This window comes from Bradyrhizobium sp. McL0616 (assembly GCF_049993385.1).
In the GTDB taxonomy this organism is placed as follows: domain Bacteria; phylum Pseudomonadota; class Alphaproteobacteria; order Rhizobiales; family Xanthobacteraceae; genus Bradyrhizobium.
Genome location: NZ_CP188255.1, coordinates 5,660,263 through 5,678,676, shown reverse-complemented (window position 1 = coordinate 5,678,676; position 18,414 = coordinate 5,660,263). Strand labels below are relative to the sequence as shown.

12 protein-coding genes and 1 pseudogene are annotated in these 18,414 nt (G+C 54.0%); 6 read left to right on the top strand and 7 right to left on the bottom strand.

Going from position 1 to position 18,414, the window contains the following annotated elements:
* Positions 1-46 precede the first annotated feature (46 nt).
* Positions 47-1,474, top strand: a complete 1,428-nt coding sequence (locus ACPPVR_RS27750; RefSeq protein ID WP_426609739.1) for an alpha/beta hydrolase family protein — start codon at positions 47-49, stop codon at positions 1,472-1,474.
* 250 nt (positions 1,475-1,724) lie between these two features.
* Here the strand turns inward: ACPPVR_RS27750 and ACPPVR_RS27745 are convergent, their stop codons facing one another.
* The 3 genes from ACPPVR_RS27745 to ACPPVR_RS27735 all read right to left on the bottom strand — a co-directional run bounded on the left by ACPPVR_RS27745 (position 1,725) and on the right by ACPPVR_RS27735 (position 5,490).
* Positions 1,725-2,945, bottom strand: a complete 1,221-nt coding sequence (locus ACPPVR_RS27745; RefSeq protein WP_426609738.1) for a glycosyltransferase family 4 protein — start codon at positions 2,943-2,945, stop codon at positions 1,725-1,727.
* A 49-nt stretch (positions 2,946-2,994) separates the two neighbouring features.
* Positions 2,995-3,972, bottom strand: coding sequence for a glycosyltransferase (locus ACPPVR_RS27740; RefSeq protein WP_426609737.1), 978 nt, complete (start codon positions 3,970-3,972; stop codon positions 2,995-2,997).
* 156 nt (positions 3,973-4,128) lie between these two features.
* Positions 4,129-5,490, bottom strand: coding sequence for an oligosaccharide flippase family protein (locus ACPPVR_RS27735; RefSeq protein ID WP_426609736.1), 1,362 nt, complete (start codon positions 5,488-5,490; stop codon positions 4,129-4,131).
* A gap of 1,264 nt (positions 5,491-6,754) precedes the next feature.
* Between ACPPVR_RS27735 and ACPPVR_RS27730 the strand changes: the two genes are divergently transcribed.
* From ACPPVR_RS27730 to ACPPVR_RS27710, 5 genes are all read left to right on the top strand, one after another.
* On the top strand, positions 6,755-7,768 hold the full coding sequence (locus tag ACPPVR_RS27730) for a glycosyltransferase family 2 protein (protein ID WP_426609735.1): 1,014 nt from the start codon (positions 6,755-6,757) through the stop codon (positions 7,766-7,768).
* Between the two features lie 324 nt (positions 7,769-8,092).
* On the top strand, positions 8,093-9,250 hold the full coding sequence (locus tag ACPPVR_RS27725; RefSeq protein ID WP_426609734.1) for a glycosyltransferase family 4 protein: 1,158 nt from the start codon (positions 8,093-8,095) through the stop codon (positions 9,248-9,250).
* Between the two features lie 604 nt (positions 9,251-9,854).
* Complete coding sequence (locus ACPPVR_RS27720; RefSeq protein WP_426609733.1) at positions 9,855-12,383, top strand: hypothetical protein; 2,529 nt, start codon at positions 9,855-9,857, stop codon at positions 12,381-12,383.
* Between the two features lie 114 nt (positions 12,384-12,497).
* Entirely contained in the window at positions 12,498-13,730 is a 1,233-nt protein-coding gene (locus ACPPVR_RS27715; protein ID WP_426609732.1) for a glycosyltransferase, read from the top strand.
* Between the two features lie 140 nt (positions 13,731-13,870).
* Positions 13,871-14,803: a DUF6492 family protein gene (locus ACPPVR_RS27710; RefSeq protein WP_426609731.1), complete on the top strand. Its 933-nt coding sequence runs from the start codon at positions 13,871-13,873 to the stop codon at positions 14,801-14,803.
* Between the two features lie 23 nt (positions 14,804-14,826).
* On the opposite strand, the gene ACPPVR_RS27705 is transcribed toward ACPPVR_RS27710, so the two are convergent.
* The 4 genes and pseudogenes from ACPPVR_RS27705 to ACPPVR_RS27690 all read right to left on the bottom strand — a co-directional run bounded on the left by ACPPVR_RS27705 (position 14,827) and on the right by ACPPVR_RS27690 (position 18,027).
* A complete protein-coding gene (locus tag ACPPVR_RS27705) occupies positions 14,827-15,864 on the bottom strand; it encodes an acyltransferase family protein (RefSeq protein ID WP_426609730.1) in 1,038 nt (345 codons plus the stop codon).
* A gap of 345 nt (positions 15,865-16,209) precedes the next feature.
* The gene (locus ACPPVR_RS27700; protein WP_426609729.1) at positions 16,210-17,136 is read right to left on the bottom strand and encodes a hypothetical protein; all 927 of its coding nucleotides are present in this window, start codon (positions 17,134-17,136) and stop codon (positions 16,210-16,212) included.
* Between the two features lie 139 nt (positions 17,137-17,275).
* Positions 17,276-17,887 (bottom strand): annotated as a pseudogene (locus ACPPVR_RS27695) (IS3 family transposase); the annotation flags it as partial.
* Entirely contained in the window at positions 17,884-18,027 is a 144-nt protein-coding gene (locus ACPPVR_RS27690; protein ID WP_426609728.1) for a transposase, read from the bottom strand. The gene ACPPVR_RS27690 and the pseudogene ACPPVR_RS27695, both read right to left, overlap by 4 nt.
* Positions 18,028-18,414 lie beyond the last annotated feature (387 nt).

Sequence of the window (18,414 nt, the reverse complement as noted above, 5' to 3'; positions counted from 1 at the left end):
GTCCGAGCCCGAAAATGCGGGCCCCGCGTTTCCAGCGAGTGTTCCGATGAGGCTCCTTGAGGCGATCGGAACGGCTGGCTTTGTGCTTTATGCGGGACATCTCCTATATTGGTCGTCTGATTGGGAGGGATACTTTGCCCTTCTTTTATACGTAAGCACGCTAATCATTGTATGCCACGCTTGGCTGGAGGGGTGCCGCTGGCAGATGACTCCAACCTACTTCCTGGCTATCGGTTTTGCCTTGCACGAATGCGCGCACTTGCTCTGGGGGAGTAATATCTCAGCCCCCGTCGGCTTGATTGCTCTTGCGCTTGCTCTAGCTTCCATATTCCTTTGTACCGTGATGCCTGTTTTTAAGCTGCCTGCGCCAACGGGGCCGTACAAGCTCGGCACGCAAACTCGTCATATCATCGATCACAGTCGACACGATCCGCTCTTGGGCGGCTCCGACGTGGGTCGTGAATTGGTCATTCAGATCTGGTACCCCGCAGACCCATTGCTTTTGAGCCAAAAATCGGCTCCGTATCGGGATAGAGGGATCACGAGCGTAAAAGACGCGCACCTCGCGCTAGTCAAGACGCACTCCATGCTTGGGGCGCGACTCCTCCCGTCGAAGGCCCAATTTCCGGTGCTCTTGTACACCCCTTCTTGGAGTGGGATACGAACGGAGTGCACAACCATGGCCGAAGAGCTGGCAAGCCACGGCTATGTAGTAGTCGGAATAGATCATCCCTACAGTTCAAGAATAATGATTTTTCCCGACGGGCGAATTGCGCGTCGGAAATTTTTGGGGGACGAAGACTATTCGTCAGAGGCGGCGGTCGATGCGTTCGTTAAGACGGCTGACCAGCAGGTCGAGATCCGAGCCCAAGACGTGAGCTTTGTTCTCGACACGCTCGAATATCTGAATGGAAATGATCCCAATGGTCTGCTGACAGGAAGCTTGGATATCGCTCGTGTCGGTATTTTCGGCTTTTCCTTGGGCGGAGGAACCGCAGCCCAGGCATGCTGGCTTGATCGCAGATTTAGGGCTGGCCTCGACATGGGCGGAATGATTGCTGGCGAGTCGGCGAAGCAAGGTACATTCGTTCCCTTCTTCTTTATGTTTGAGGGCATGTATGAGTCGTTTCCTTATGCTTTGGGAAGCGACATTTCTAACGTCACGCTCCGTAAGCGGCGCGATATTGAATTCACTCGGAAACAATTTGAGCAGATGAAACGATTGCTTTCCGAGCACGGCGGCTATTGGCTGACGATAAATGGAATAAGGCATATGGACTTTTCCGACTCCCCGTTTTTTTCGCCTTTGCGCCGCGGTCCGGTCAAACCAGAACGCATAGCAAGGATCATCAGTCGATACTCCCTTGCTTTCTTCGATAAGCACCTGAGAGAAACGGAGCAGCCATTGCTAGATGGCCCGTCATTGGAGGTCTCGGAACTCGGCTTCCAGGTGTGGATGGGCAGGGCAACATGACTTAGTTTTATCGATGCGCCCGGTACGGAAGCGACCTTCCTCGTCTCCGTCGTCGGATACAACTGCCGGTGTATGCCTCCCTGGCTGAGGGATCTCCTGCACCAAATCCTGATCGCCTTGATCATCCGATCAGCGCTTGTTGGCAGACGACCAGCAAGATCTAGTCTAGTGCGGCCACAAATATCGGGGCTCGTCTAAGATTGAATCCCTGACCGCGTTCAGGCGTGTCCGCCGCTACGCTGGATCGCTCTTACATGAGTTTGCTTTTGGTTGAAGCACGAGTTTCGAACAGGCTCTTGAGCTTGGCCGCTTCTTTTCGAACGTCGTGCTGTTCCAAGACGTGATGACGACCCGCTGCTCCCATGGTTACGAGCTGTTCAATGGGAGCTCCAAGAGCTTCGCGAATCGCCTCTGCCAGTAAGACTTCATCGCCTGCAGGTACGAGCCAGCCGGACGTTCCCGGGCGGACGAGTTCCGGAATGCCGGCCACATAGGTCGAGATGACCGGGCGACCAAGCGCAAATGCCTCCATGATCACGACAGGCATATTCTCGGCAAAGCTGGGCAGCACCAGCGCAGTCGCTGCTACAATCTCGGCTTTGACCTGGTCCCCGGAGATCCACCCCGTAATTGTAATTTTGCTTTCTAACCCAGCGTCTCGAATAGCGTCCTCGATTTCATTGCGCATCGGTCCATCACCCGCGAGCACGATTTCGCAATCGATCCCCTCGCCACGCAGCCGACGGGCGGCTGCTACAAGCAAGAGCTGCGCCTTCTGCTCGCTGAGCCTTCCGACGCAAACTAAACGGCGAGTTGAAGGCGATGATTCCACAGGACCATCCAAGAATGCGCTGTCCAAGCCGCAATGGACGATTGCAATCTTTGGCCAAAGATCGGGATGACACCAGCGCATCAATTGGCTTCGCCCATAGGAGCTTACGCATACCGCAAAGGCGGCATTCTGGAGCTTGACACCCAGGGAGAGCAGGGTGGCTCGCTCGAATTCATCAGGACCATGGACAGTAAAACTGTAGGGGATTCCCGAAAGGCGCCATGCGAGCATAGCAATCGCGGCTGAATTTGTGCCAAAATGAGCGTGGAGATGCTCTACGGCCTCCCTGCAGCACCAACGCGCCAAAACTGCAGCTTCCGATACATAGGCCAAACTTCTCAAGATGCCACGGTCGGACCGCCAACCTATTTTGATGGCCAGCAGGATGGCTCGCGCAACCGCCAAGGGTCTGGTCGCAACCATTATAACGCAACAGCGAAGAATTTCGCTGAAGCCGGCACCGAGTATATAGCGCGTCTGTTCGAATTCTCCCTTGTCGTCTAGATCGACCAGCTTTTCGCCTGGTCGAAGCGCATAGCGCTGCACCGTAATGCCCAATGCTTCAACCGCTCGGATCTCGCGGCGAATGAAAGTATGGCTCACCGATGGGTATTGGTTGGTGAAGTATGCTACCCGCAAGATTGCGTTCCGTCCGAATGACAAGTTCGTTGCAAGAATTGGTACGCAATCATTTGTACTCGATCAGAGTAGCAGACTTGCGGCGCAATCTACGGCTGTGGAATGTCAGGACGCCCTGAAATTCCGCAAATTTTCCCAGAACCGTGAATACCGCATATTTCCACGACTTGGAAGAGGTTGCTCCCCAGGCAAGCGCAATCCGGCAGATTTGAAAAAAATAAACTAATGCGCCTAGGAGGGAGATCGGATGGATCAAGGCACCGAGACACAGGACTATTGGAAGCAAACCACCCCAGACGATGGCGCTCGCCGTCTCTCGTTTCCAAATGCCAAATGGTGAGGTCCGGTGAAGGCGGAAAACCTCGGCGTATGCATGTCCGCACCTGACGGCGCGAACCCACCATTGGCCGAATCGTCTCATCGCGGCATCATGGCCCGTCATCTCCGCGTCGAGTCGCCAGATCTTCCATCCCTTTTCTCGTAATCTCACACAGAGCTCCGGCTCCTCGCCTGCAATCAACGGCGATCGGAATCCACCAATCTCCTGGAAGGCAGTCACTCTCACAAGTGCATCGCCGCCGCAGGCCGAGGCCTCACCAACGGGGGTATCCCACTCCAAATCACAGAGCTGATTATAGACAGTTGCCGTTGGGTAACGTTCGCGCCGCCGACCGCACACGATCGCGACGTCTTTTCGTTGCTCAATGAACGCTAAAGCTTTGTCCAGCCAGCCTTTCACTACAATGCAATCTCCATCGACGAATTGAACGAAGCTAACACCAGGGCTCAATGCCTTGAGGGCCGCGAAGCCTTCATTCCGTGCTCGCGCTGCGGTGAACGGCTTCGTCAAGTCCAGCGCTACGACAAAAGCGCCGATGGCTTGAGCGGCATGAATGCTGCCGTCGGTCGAACCGGAGTCCACATAAACGATATGATCTGTGGTGGATTTTACCGACGCGAGACAGCTAACCAGTCGCTCACCTTCATTGCGACCGATAGCAACGACTCCGATACCGTTCGGAATCATTGGAAGACCCTGAAAATGTTCGAGCCCAACAGGGTGGACTTGGTAACAGGATCGAGTTGCGCCATCCTGCCTAACCCTGTCGTTGGGCAGCAATTATCGACCGTGAGGTCGATTTGGGAGGTAGCGGTACAAATTCGCTTATGCCACTGACTGGTGTCAAAAAAGAAGGCTCACGTTAACAGGAAGCGTGTCGAACGAAGTGCCAAATCCCGAAGTCCAGCGCAACAATTCCCAAAGAAGAATTAGCAGGAACACAGCCAGCGTCAAAAGCATGTCTTGTACCCCAAATGAGAAGCGTTCCCGCATCTGCCCGGCGAGAATCGGAAAATATCGCATCAAATCAGCCAAGGCGAACACCGCGACCCCGCCAAGAAGCCCATAGAACTTAACGCCGAGTGCCAGACCAATCAGGAGGAAAATGAACTTCGAGGTATTGGCGACCGCGCCGTAGGACGGCTTGCCTAATCCAAGTAGCGTCGATTCGTTGACGCTGGCCAAGATGGAGAACCACGATCCGATGACAAGAACCGGAAGCATCCAGGTGGCTGCATGGTAGCGTTCATCATAAAGAAGCTTGATTGCCAAATCCGCGAATGCGACGAAAATTGAAACTCCAATTGCCGCCAACAGCAGGAATTTTGTACGAATTGGGGCGAGGTGCGCGCGTAGGTCGGCGCGGGGCGTCATAGACTGCGAAGCGATGTAGGGGAAAAGCACTAGATTTCCCAACCGCAAGACCAGCGACCCCAACAGTTCGGAAATGGAGCGAGCAATTCCATAAATGCCGAAGACCTCGAGCGGAACAACCTTTGCCAGGTAAAGCCGATCGAAATACGTCGAAAGGAAGTACACGGCCTGAGCGGCGAACACCCATTTTCCGAAGTGCAGAATTTCCAAAGCATACTGCTTGGATATGAAGAATCGCTGCCTAATACCAGGCAGCAGCAAATAGCTTCCCACCAGTCCCGTTATTGACGCGATCAGGTTGCCAAGTACAAGCGCCCATATCGTTGGCCAGATATAGGCGAGCAGTATGTGTCCTATGGAAGAAATGAATGATACCGTCAAATCAAACGCAACGATTCTGGCAACCTGCATTCTCTTCTGCAGGAGCGGCCGACCGACGGAGGCAAACCCGTTTATCAGCATGCCTATTAATGTGATGGGGACAACGAATGCCAGGATAGGCGCATGATAAAAATTAGCCATGGGCATGGCGGCGGCCAAACAAATCAACCATAGAACGGCGTTTCGTATCACGCCAAGGGTCCAGGCGGTATTATAGAAATCCGGATCTTCTGCTTTTTTATTGTGAACGATGTTTTGGCCGATACCTACATCGGTCAAAAACTCGACACCGGCCCATAAGGTGAAAACGATCGACATGAGGCCGAACAGTTCAGGGGCCAATAGTCTCGTCATGATGACGTTTGTCCCCACCCGGAGGAGCAAGCCTAAGCCGTAGGCTCCGGTTGTCCAAAGAGTGCCTTTCAAGAGAAATCGGCTCGACATCGTCATGGTAAATCCGCGGTCGAGAACCCAACTGCAGATACGAAGCCTTGGGATATTGCGACGGACGAGTTTGAAGCGATTGATTCATCTTCGACGACCGTGCCTCGGAACGATCGCGGATTAAGCTTATTTTGGACGGTCGATGGCGTAAATGTAACCAGGGAGCTCACGCAGATCACGTCAGAATTCCTTTCAGTTCCCAGCCGTTGGGTTCCTGGCCGCAAAAACGGAGGACGTCGCGCCAACGTAGTTTTTTCATTGCGGATGGATTCTATGCGCGCATATTATGGTTAGATCGGTCTCTTCCACCATGACGCGTGCACGCTGGCAATTGATGTGCCGAATTAATTTTCTTTATCATGAAATCCAGGACGGGTCGAAGGAGTAGTTCGTGAAGTGGGTGGCCTTAATCTTCGTGCTGGCGGTTGTTTTGCCGCTGTCCAGCTGGCTGCGCCGCAATCCTCGTGAAACTCCAAAATTATGAGTGATCGTGGGATTTGGTTCCCTTCGTCATGAGCATCTTTCATTCCTATGTCGCCATCGTTCCTTGGCCGGACTGGCCAGGCTACATTAAAGGAGCCTAAGTTTCCGCTCTGGATGTACTTGCATTAATCATCTAGCTGAGCACGCCTAGCGATCGACGTCCGCTGCCATTCCGATACGCGATGATTGGAGCGGCGCTGTTAGCCGTTTACATTCATTCCAATCTCGAATGGATATTTATTACTTTTCAGGTTCAATACGTGTGGGCCCTCAGTTTGGGCTTGGTGTCTGGCTTAGCCCAGCAGTTAGGCTACTGGCGGCGTACCCAGCCTGTGGGCGCTCGGCTTGAAGCGCATGCGTTTTTAACCAATCCAGCGAGGAGTCCCCGCAGCTGATAGCAAGAATAGAGCGATAGTTGGAATGGCGGACGATCAGTGCTGACGGCCTTCCACTCCAGTATGATTGTTTCGGGGGCAGTCCCCGGCGTTCTTGGGTTCCCGGCAGATTGATCGCGTGCTGGAGTGGCGGCACTATGCCTCAAAATCAATCTAGAATGAAGGTTGCTGGGAATTCGGAGATTAACTAAAGAAAAATGGAGCAAATGGCGACTTTGGTATCATTTTCATTGGTAGCTATGGCCCTATTATTTGCCATTCCGGTTTCTGTGTTTGTTGCTGAGGTCATTGCCAGCATCACGTTGTCTCGGCGCGATCACGCTCCGCCGCCGCGAAGCAACTGTAGCCGAAGCGTTGCCATACTCGTACCTGCTCACAATGAGAGTACGAGCTTGCTGCTTACGCTGGAGGACCTCAAGTCGCAAATGCGCGCGACCGATCGCCTCTTGGTCGTCGCAGATAATTGCACTGACGATACTGCGGCCGTTGCGGTGGCGGCGGGAGCAGAGGTTGTCGATCGCAACGATCCGGAAAAAAGGGGAAAGGGATATGCGCTGGATTGTGGCCTTAAACATCTAAGCGCGGCCCCTCCAGACACGGTCATCTTCATCGACGCGGATTGCAGGCTCGCCGACCACTTGATCGACCGGCTCGCTGCGGTCTGTGCAGCGACCAACAGACCGGTGCAGGCACTCTACTTGATGATGACCCCGAAGGGTTCTCCGATCAAATCGCGGGTCGCCGAATTCGCCTGGCGCGTGAAGAACTCCGTGCGTCCGTCAGGGCTCGGGGCACTTGGCCTGCCGTGCCAGCTCATGGGCACCGGCATGGCTTTTCCTTGGGACGTGATACGTCGCGTGAATTTGGCCAGCGGGGCGATAGTTGAAGATATGAAACTAGGCATAGACTTGGCCCTAGCCGGAAATCCGCCCTTGTTTTGCTCCTCTACCGTCATCACCAGCGACTTTCCATCATCCGCCGAGGGCATCCAGAGTCAGCGCCTTCGATGGGAGCATGGGCATATCGCGATGATCTTCGCTGCGGCGCCGCGTTTGATTTGTGCAGCAATCATGCGTGGAAATGTAAATCTTCTGGCATTGGCGCTCGACTTGGCGGTTCCGCCGTTGTCCCTGCTAGGAATGCTGGTAATCGGAATCTTCTTGGCCAGCAGTCTGGCGGCATGGCTCGGAACGTCACCGTCTGCAATGATGATCAGCACGGTTGTCCTCGTTGAGTTCACGGGTGGGGTGCTCGTTTCCTGGTTGAGATGCGGCCGCGATATTCTGCCTCCACGGGTGTTCTTGTCGGTGGTCTCTTACGCTATCCAAAAACTTCCCGTCTACGGTCAATTTTTTTCCCGCAAAGCCATATCGGAATGGGTCAGAACCGATCGACGGAAGGGTTAAGAGGGTCGCCGAAGCACCTGCCATTGAGGCAGACGGCAACCGTAATTTTCAACTCTGTGCGATTGTTCTGCGCCCTAATGGTCTGAGGGCACATGCGACCAGCGTCAGGAATTATGGAAGACGTGAACACTGGTACGTTAGTATTAATTTCGATGTATGAACCCGTTACCTTTACCGACGATCCACCGTGGTCTAGACTTCAATTAAACTGGCAGCCTAAGATATTCAGTGACTTTCATTCTGGCCAGAGGAATGGAGTTGTACGAGGATCCCTTAGCGGCGCAATTCCTCTGCAACTCTAACCGTGAGGTAAGCTAATTTCCCGTGAGAATTCTAATCGCGTTACCAGGGCTTCATCGATATGACCGCGGGGCTGAATTTGCCTTCATTGCCGTCGCAAAGGAGCTTGCCAAGGTCGGCGATAAGGTCACGCTGATCGGGTCTGGGAATGCCCACCAGCAGGCAATGCCGTACAGATTTCTACGTGCGGCCAGCGTTCGGCGTGAAAATTTCGAATCGTATCCATCGCTGCCTGGCTTGAGAAACGAGTATTGTTACGAGGAATTGACCTTCGTTCCTCAACTCTTATACCGCTATCGGCCCGACGAGTATGACATAACGGTGACTTGTAGCTATCCCTTCACCAACTGGGCGCTTCGACGCCCAGTTTTGGGGGGCCGCCGGCCGCGTCACGTCTTTGTCACGCATAACGGCGATTGGCCCGCTTACGCGCGCCAATCCGGGGCACGTCAATCTGAATTTCGCTTCTTTGATTGCGATGGCCTAATCTGCATCAATCCAGATTTCCATGAGAGAAACGTCCGACGTTGGAACTCCAGACTTATCCCGAATGGCGTCGATTGTGATCGATTTCGCCCGGGTCTGGCTCAGCGGGAGCAGTTTGGTCTTCCCCAAGATAAAATGATCGTTTTGATGGTAAGTGCGCTCATTCCGAACAAGCGCATTGAGTTTGGAATTGATGCCGTAAGTCGGATCACCGATGCACATTTGGTCGTCGCCGGAGACGGTCCGTTGCGTAAAACGATTGCGGCTGAAGCTGCACGGCGTCTGCCGGGCAGGTTCACGCTTTTATCCGTGGCTCCGGAGCGAATGCCGTCGCTTTACCAGGCGGCCGACGTCTTCCTGCAATGCTCGAAGGACGAGCCTTTCCCGCTTGTATTTCTCGAAGCGATGGCCTGTGGCTTGCCGATCGTTGGGCATGACATTCCGCGCGTGCGCTGGTTTGTTGGCGACGATGAGTTTCTTGCCAATATGGATGATCCGGCAGCCATTGCTGAGAGTATTCAGCGTGCGCGTTCTCTTGGCTCGGCTGGGCGGGATAAGCGCTTGAACCGGGCGGCCTCATTTTCTTGGACGAAAATTGCGGGGATGTATCGGGATTTCTTCCAGGACATCATCACCGGCTCCGACACCGAGACAGGGTTCGCAAAGACTGATACGCAAAGGGCGCGATCGATATGATCGCAGAAAATGGACGGACAATAGAGTTCCAGGCGAGCTGCTGTCGACGATGGAGAAGTACCCTAACCTAACGTCGTGTCAAATCGAGAACGGCCGCCGCTCCGGCCACAATTATTCTGCGCGATTTGGGATGTGCGCGGGCTTGGGATGAGCCCCATAAACTCGTCGGTCGGCACTTGCTCCGCCCTATTCGAAAACCGGGAGCGAGCCCAATCAGATGCCCAGATATTTAAATCACCCCAGGTCTTTGCCTTGACGGGTAAAACCCGAAGCGCGCGCGTCAAGTCAGGCGCAAGGGGCGCCGCCACGATTGCTCACTAGCATCATTCGAAAGCGAAAACGACCGAATTACCTGAAGCCAAGGGCTCAACTTCGCAGTCTGGAGGAAAATATCTCCCAAAATTGACTTAACACGAGGCTGTCCCGGGAATAATATTAATTTTTAATATATTTCGACGAGACTTAGCTAAAACGAAAAAAGGAAGTGCGATTGTTGCGAACTACTTACAGCGCTAACCTCATCTTCGTGTCATTGCTTCTAGGGTCGATGTTTGCGGCCCCATGCCGCGCAACCCCGTGCATTGTGAGTAATCCGCGGTATCAATTGAAGACTGATACCGTTGGCTGGTTAATGACACTTGGAAGTGGGCAAACCTGTAGTCGCGACGTCCGCGTCAGTAACGTCACTATTGAAAATGCGAAATTAATTTCTCCTCCGCAGTTTGGCCAGGTGACGATGAACGGCACGGAATTCTCGTACAGTTCCAACTCTGATTTTCACGGAGAGGATTCGTTTGCCGTTCTGGTTTCGGGTGCAGTCCATGGGATTGCTGGTGATTCAACGATCCGAGTTGTTGTCTCTGTAGGCGGTGGATCCTCCGCCAAATCAGAGATTTCGTCCCGCGTTCGCCTTCCCGCTCCATTGGCGGCATCCCGAACACAATTTGTCAAATTGAGCGAGACAACGTCTGGGGTTACGTGGCAAGCCTTAAAAATCGGCGCCGGCGGCTTCATTACCGGCATCGACATTGCCAGTGACGGAACCAAGGTCGTGCGAGCGGATACCTACGGTGCTTGGTACTACAATCCGTCGACAAATCTGTGGCAGCAGATCGTGACAATGAATTCGATGCCAGATGGCTACAAAGGCATCGATCAGGGCGCGGGCGTTTACGAAATCGCTATTGCGCCGAGCAATACACAGCGCTTCTACATGATTTTTAATGGTCACATTTTTCGTAGCGACAACCGCGGGGGGACGTGGATTGCTACGAACTTTGCCAGGGTTACCACCCGGACATCTGACGGCACTAGAACGTTCGGACGATATCTTGCTGTTGACCCGGCAAACCCGGACGTTGTTTACGCTGGTACGCCAAACAGCGGCCTATTCGTCACAACGAATGGCGGCGACACCTGGTCGCAAATCACCACGTTGGGCACCGGATCTATCCCTGTTGGGGCTTCTCAAGGTGGAGGCAACCTAATCGCATTTGACCCGACTTCGAGCGTCCGCGACGGTGTCACGCAGGGTATTTACGTCAGCACATACGGGGTTGGCGTATACCATAGTACGAACGGTGGATCGTCTTGGACGCTGACAACCGGTACGCCGACAACGCATATGCACATGATCGTCGATCAAAATGGCGATGTTTGGCTCACGGAGTATTCCTATCCTAATAATACGCGCGTTTACAAATATTCCAAAGGCGTTTGGTCCGCGGTCAGCTTGGGTTATGGCACCCAAGGAGCTTTGGTTGCCGTTGATCCGACTAACGCCAAGCGCGTATTTGTTGGAACACCGGCCGGACAATTGGCGATTTCTATTGATGGGGGATCAACATTTGCGCGTCCATCGGGCACGATTCGCGTAGCAGCGGACATTCCATGGCTTGCGTGGACCAAGGAAACCTACATGTCCGCCGGGGACATGCGATTCGACCCATCAGCGACCAACAAGCTCTATTTCACTGAAGGAATTGGAGTCTGGTACAGCAATCCATCTATCACTAATTCCACTGTTAGATGGATATCCCAAAGCGCGGCGATCGAGCAACTTGTGGCGAATTGGGTCGTCAGCCCTCCTGGCGGAGCTCCCGTATTTTCATTCTGGGACCGTCCGGTATTCTATGGCGGAAATCTGGCGACATATCCGTCGGCTCATGGCGTCAATAATGCCCACGCGCTTATTACGGGGTGGTCGATTGATTGGGCTTCGTCGAATCCGAGCACGATCGTCTGTTTATGCAATTTTCAAAGCAACGACACTTCGGGGTATTCGAGTGATGGCGGCCGAACGTGGACGACGTTTGATCGTGTGCCGGCCAATTCTTCCGGGGCGATTTATGGCGGCTGCATTGCAGCGAGCTCATCTACGAACTTCCTCTGGGTCCAATCAAATCATGGGAATCCCTACTTCACGACGAACGGTGGAAAGACCTGGAACCAGATCAACATCCCAGGCATTCCAACTGGCGGAACTACGGGCTGGGGTTTTGCCTACTACCTCGATCGTCAGAATTGTGCTGCCGATCGCGTAAAAGCAAACACATTCTATATGTACAATGATGGCAGCGGCGCAGCCGGGACCGAGGGCATTTATGCGTCAACGGACGGAGGGGCTACATGGTCACACACCTCGTCGCCCCGGTTTGGTGCGGCCTACAACGTGCAGATGCGATCGGTGCCAGGACGGGCGGGACACCTGTTCTTCACTGCAGGAGCTCAGTCGCAGCCACATCCGGCTAATCAGCCATTCTTCCGTTCGACGGATGGTGGGAAGACTTGGCAGGCGGTTGCCGACATCAAGGAAGTCTATGCCTTCGGCTTTGGCAAGGCCTCGCCAACGGGAAGTTATCCGACGATTTTCATCTTTGGCTGGGTCAAAAACGTCATGGGCATTTGGCGATCTGACGATAACGCATCGACTTGGACACAGATGAGCGACGGATACCCACTCGGTATCTTCGATACGATCAAGACTATCGAAGGGGATAGCAACGACTACGGTACAGTCTATGTGGGTTTTAGCGGATCTGGCTTCGCTTATGGCAAGCTAAATTTCCTGCTCAGGCGGGATATGCGCGGTGGTAACGACAACTCGCCAGCGTGGATAAACGAAGCAGGTTAGCCCATGGAGCGAAAGCGGTGAGAAAATCCAGCTGCAACAAGATATTTTGATTGCGCAAATATTCCATGCGAAGCCATTGGTTGGCGACGCCTTAGAACAATGATGGGTTGATCGATGGCGGAGCGTCTGTTGCAAGTGTTGCCGAGTGTGATGACGCTTGTTGACGGTGAGTTGGAACTTGAGGCCGATTTCTGCGAAGGTACGCGCTTGTGCCTGGATAATTTTGAAGAAGTCTGCGTCGCATGCCCAGTCACGACCGATGTACGGAATTCAGGACTGAGGCGCTCGTGCCGCATAAAAGACTTGCCTTTCCAAAATCGAATGAAAGTGGTGGCGCTGCCGAACGCGAATAATTGGCGCGATTTTCTGCTTTACTACGCGAGCGTCAGGAAAGTTATCAATCGGGAGATTCAGAAAGCCGACTACCTGGTGTTTTCTCCGCACACCGTCATCGGCGACTGGCCAACCCTGGCAGTTCGCGAAGCTATAAAGATGAACCGGCCTTATGTGATCGACGCTGATGTTGTCTATGAAGAGGTCGCCAGAGTTGGATCGGCCAAAGATCTTCGATGGAAGCGGATGATCAAGCAGCACGTCATGACCACGATCTTCCAGCGGCAACATCGCCACAGCCTGAAACATTCCGCCGCCGCGCTACTGCAAGGACAGGACGTGTTCGACGCCTATGCGCCGTACTGCGGAAACCCGCACAAGGTCTACCACATGCCGGTTTCCGAAGCAGACTACGTTAGCGAAGGGGAGCTACAAAATAAACTACTAAGCCTCAACGAGGCCCGTCCGCTGCGGATAGCCTACGTCGGAAGAGCCATCGAAATGAAGGGGCCGATAGATTGGCTGAAGACATTGCATGCAGCGAAACAGGCCGGGGCTCGGTTCGAGGCAGTGTGGCTTGGGGATGGGCTCGAGCTGCCAAATATGCGGAGCACCGCCGAAAGTCTTGGACTGACAAATGTCACCTTCGGGGGGTACGTATCAGATCGCGACGAAATTCTAAGCACCTTACGTCGTTCGGACATCCTCTTGTTTTGTCACAAGACTCCGGAATCGCCCAGGTGTTTGATTGAAGCGCTGGCTTCAGGATGCCCGCTGATAGGCTATGGAAGCTCTTATCCGAGAGACCTGGTCGCGCAATGCGGTGGAGGAGAATTCACTGAGGTTGGAGATTGGCAGGCGCTTGCGCGCGTTGTTGCCGATTTGGACAAAGATAGAGACATGTTGCGCGAACTAGTTAGGCAGGCGCGCGTTTCAGGGCGTTTGTTTGAACGCGATGCCACTATGCAGTGCCGGATCGATTTGATGAAGCAGGCAATAGCGCTTGGACGTTGATCCAAACGCATTAATGGATGGGTTTCGTCGGCCGCGGAGGCTGTTGCGACCAGATTACAAGGGTTAAGCTCGCCGCCACGCAATCCACGATCAATTGCATCTCCGGGCCTGCTAGGCATTCGCACCCAAGGATAACTCAATTGACAACTATCGAAGCATCCAACCACTCGATTGCTGTCGTGACGCCGACCTATTTGCCGGATTTATCGCGATGCGAACTCCTGGCGAGGTCTCTCGATCGAACCTCGCCAGATGTCCCACATTATCTGGTAGTTGATCGGCGGGACAGATGGGCTTTCAAACATCTTGAGACGGGCAGGCGGCGGCTCATCGAGTCTGAAGCACTCTTGGGAAAATGGATTTGGCGCATGCCCGGTCGCAGGAGTTTCTGGTTCAGCCTCAAGGCGCCTCCGGTGCGTGGATGGATCATCCAGCAGATTCTGAAGATAGCGTCCATCGACGCCATTCCCGAGCAGACGCTGGTGTTCTGCGATTCCGACACCGCGTTCTTCCGTCACTTTGATCGCGAGGATATTCTGGTCGATGGGAAGGTCGGATTGCTCGATGTGGGCATGGCCGGCGATCCCAAATGGACCACTGTCGCGCGTCGTTTGCTGGGTCTTGCGCAGCATGACGGCGCCTCTCGGAATCATGTTGGCAACATGATCTGCTGGAATCGCGAGACCGTGAAGATGATGCAGCAGCGAATTGAGACCAGCACCGGGATGGATTGGCGGGTTGCGCTTGCTCGCACGACCAATTTTTCCGAGTATATGGTTTATGGAATTTTCGTTTCCGAAGTGCTGGGATATGACGCTGTCAACCATGCACCTTCATCGGTGCCGCTGGTCAGGGCGTCATGGCACACGCCGCTTGCGACCGATTCGGCAATCGACGCATTCTTCACCGATTTTGATTCCAGAACGGTAGCGGTAATGATCCACTCCAAAGACAGCGTCGATCCAGTGCGTTACCGTCACCATCTAGAGCGACTGTGGAGCGCTGGTGACAAAAAGCTCGCCCCCGACATTCGAGGCGGGGTGCGATATTCAGCCGATGCAAACGACGTCTGATCTTCGTTTCTGAAAAGGCCCATTCAACCAGAGAGCGACGGATTGCTTGGCGCGACGATACCTTCGGCGGATTTGATCTGCGGGCGCCTCCGGAGCCAATGCCTCGCCGCCGACTGCCATCGGCTCTCCCAAAAGAAGGTAGAAAGATGCGCGATGATAAATGTTAATGCAAAGCTGATGGGACGTTTCAACATATACTTCGTCATTATGCTTCCTTCGCTCATCCATCCGTGTGCCGTCGCCGGGTGAATAACGTAGAGCGCGTACGAAATCGTTGCGATGTAACGCAGTGGGCGTGACGCCAGAAGTGTATCAGGCCTAGTGGCGCCGTAGTGAAGACTCACAAGCAAAAGCAGCGCCGTCATGTACGGGCGGAAGTACTGGAGGGCGGCGGCCGAGGGCCAAGCGGAGATAGTCCACAGCAACGCCGCCACGATCATCAGTGCAGGGAAGACTCGAGATGAAAGGCAACTGTTGAATGTGAGGCGACGGTTGTAGATGGTCGCGACGCAAGCGCCGGACAGGATTTCATCGACACGCAGATGCGTTTCTATTGCAAGATACGCTCCCGCGTTGACGCGAAGAAGGGTGATGCCCAGACATGCTGGCCAAACGATCCAGAGGCCCCTGCGTCCTGCAATCATCATCACAATTGCGGCAGCCAGATAGAAGTGCATCTCGACGCACAGTGACCAGAAATGGGCATTCCAATCGTTCAAATATTGCGTGAGATAGTTCACTAAGAACAGATTGGTCCACAGCAATGACTTCGGATCGAAACTTAACAACAGAAACACCACGAGCGTGTATGCGTATGCCAGTGGTAAAATTCGTGACAACCGCTTCATCAGGAATTCTTGAATATTCGGGTTCCTGATCAAGCCGGACGTGATCAAAAAGCCGGAGAGAGCGAAGAACAGGCTCATCCCCATTGCGCCCGCCATCTCGTTCAACCGCAGTTTGTGCGGGCCCAATGGCAGCAAATGGCATGCAAGCACCAGCAGAATGCTAATCGCGCGCAGTCCGTCGAGAACCGGAAATTTTTCGTGGGAGCGTGTCAATTAAAAATCCACAATTGTATAGCCAATTTGGCGGGACTCAAAAATCAACAAGAATGTTTCATCTCCTAAACATAGCCAAGAGCAGTTCGCTCAGGTGCTTCGGACAGCCCAAAAAGGCACTCTCGCCAATCCGGCAGAAGCCAGAACGATAACTATAAGACCGACAATGTGCTGGTCGGTTAGATCGTTGTAGACGGGATCGACGGGGCTACTGCTGTCCATTTCAACTCCTCCGACTCGAGGCACACGGTAAGCTCGTCGCACGTCGAGACTTTGAATCTCGATCTCCTATTGTTGTGCGAGGGCTTTAACCACCGGTTATTCCGAATGCGGCGTGTGCCGGGCTTATGATAACGACGAGAACATTCCCATGGGCCGCTGCGCTCCATAGCTGCCGTGGAGCTTGAACAGGAAAATTGCCCGATCATCCTTACCGAAGATTTTGCAAAGCTCGCGGCAATTATGGACGAACGCTGCCTGCATCTCTGGATGGTTAAGATCGTCCCAGAACATCACGAAGCGATCGCGTGCGATGAGGTCGTTTTCCTTCAGGTAATCGAACTCGGTACGAAGCGCTTCTCCGGTATGTACTCCGTCGGAAAAGACCAGATTGAACTTCCTTCCCTTGAGTGTTTGCCAGGTGGACTTACGAAATTCATCGGCGCTGAGATATTCGAATATGTTCGAGCGCTCTGAGGTCATTCGTTTGAAGGTCGTGCGCTTCTCCGCCTTCTTGCCCGCGAAAGTATCCACCCAGTAGGGCAAGCTTGGTTTCATCACGTCGGTTGGCTCGTGGAACTGGGCGGCAAGCGTAGGGTTCACTTCCTCGATATCGAGCCCGACAAGTGCAGAATTGGATATCTGGTGTTCGAGCTGAAGAATGTTCTTTCCGACGGACACACCGATCTCAAGATAGGAAACGCCGGGACTCAACTTCCTTGCCACGAAGCCGAGTACGTCAGCCGCTGTGATTTCCGTCTCAAGATCATCGATCCCCGTCCGGTTCAAAGCATCCTGACTATCGTGCCAAATATCATGAACGCCATAGCTCCACAATGAGCAGGCAATGGTCTCTTCCGAAATCCATTTCGGGACTTTGGCAAGCGTCTTGCGATTTTGTGCATAAACGGCTGCGAAGGTATCGATGTCGCTGGAAAACAATTCTTTCCAGAAGCTGCGTTCGAACGTTCGCTCGATCTCGGTCGGTCTCTCAATAATGAAGCCTTTGCTGCGCAGATAATTGCTGCCAAAACGTCCAACCGGACCGAGCATTTTAATCACTCCACGTAAAATCGTTTACAAGTATCTTAACGAAGGGATGATGCTATCCCACGTTGCTGGGGATGGGCAAGCGGCGCTTCTGGCTTTGGACTACGTAGATTGAGCTGCACCCGGTTCTGTTGACACCGGCTTAGGCTAATCCAGCCTTCCGCTCGAACTCCGTAGGGCTCAAATATCCGATCGTCGAGTGCCGGCGTTTCGGATTGTAGAAGCGCTCAATATAATCGAAGACGTCGGCCTTGGCATCGTCCTGGTTCGATACATTTTGCGCGCAGTGCGCTCGGTCTTCAATGACGAGAAGAAGCTTTCCATCGCCGCGTTGTCCCAGACGTTGCCGGACCTGCTCATCGAGCAGACCACGCCGTGATCGGTCATCAATCGCTGGAACTGCTCGCTGGTGTATTGGGCGGCCGCGATCGGAATGATGCAGCAGCGCGTCCGGTTTGCCTCGTCGCCAGATCGCCATCACCAGGGCGTCAGTGACGAGCTGGGCCGTCATCGCCGCGCTCATCGACCAGCCAACCACACGGCGGGAGAACAGATCGACGACGGCCGCCACATAGAGCCACCCCTCCGCCGTCCACACATAGGTGAAGTCAGCGATCCATTTGCGGTTGGGAGCGGGTGCTTCGAAGCTGCGATCGAGCATGTTCGGAGCGATGGCGGCGATCTGCCGCTCACCCAGATCGGGCGGCAGTCGACGCCGTCGCGGGCGCGCTTTAAGGGCTTGCTGCCGCATCAGGCAAGCTGCTTCACCCAACTGCGCAACTGCGTAGGGTGAACACCAAGGTCTGCCGACGCCTGCGCATACGACACGCCCCGCTGCTTAATCAGTCTAACCGCCTCAAGCTTGAACTCTCGTGTAAACTGCCTTCTCTCCATGACCCACCTTCGGCTCCATAAAACACCTAACTTGGTGTCTTCGGAACCGGGTGCAGCTCAGATGATGGTCCGGCCGTTGGAAAAAATCCCCGTTCGAATCTTAGCCGGGCGAATGCTTTGGGCCTCCGATTCACTCCCGAATGTCTCTATCCAACGTGCGAACGTACGTCCGCGGCCCCATCTCGAATGAACTGAAGAGCTTCCAACCGCTTCCCTTCAGCGAGGGGGCCGTTGCTTGGGCGGCTCCTCAACCTAAAGCCGTTACGATAACGCGGAGTGGAATGAGCCAATCCCAAGCAACGATTTTGCAGAAAACAGAACCCTAGCTCAAAGCCGGGGGCGCTTCATAGAAGCATTTCACAGGTAGCGCGCGACCGGCTTTCCAGC

Bases quoted from the DNA above. Each gene is read 5' to 3' on its own strand.
- ACPPVR_RS27750 (WP_426609739.1), top strand. From the start codon at position 47: ATGAGGCTCCTTGAGGCGATCGGAACGGCTGGCTTTGTGCTTTATGCG.
- ACPPVR_RS27740 (WP_426609737.1), bottom strand. From the start codon at position 3,972: ATGATTCCGAACGGTATCGGAGTCGTTGCTATCGGTCGCAATGAAGGT.
- ACPPVR_RS27735 (WP_426609736.1), bottom strand. From the start codon at position 5,490: ATGACGATGTCGAGCCGATTTCTCTTGAAAGGCACTCTTTGGACAACC.
- ACPPVR_RS27715 (WP_426609732.1), top strand. From the start codon at position 12,498: ATGGCGGAGCGTCTGTTGCAAGTGTTGCCGAGTGTGATGACGCTTGTT.
- ACPPVR_RS27700 (WP_426609729.1), bottom strand. From the start codon at position 17,136: ATGCTCGGTCCGGTTGGACGTTTTGGCAGCAATTATCTGCGCAGCAAA.
- ACPPVR_RS27690 (WP_426609728.1), bottom strand. From the start codon at position 18,027: ATGGAGAGAAGGCAGTTTACACGAGAGTTCAAGCTTGAGGCGGTTAGA.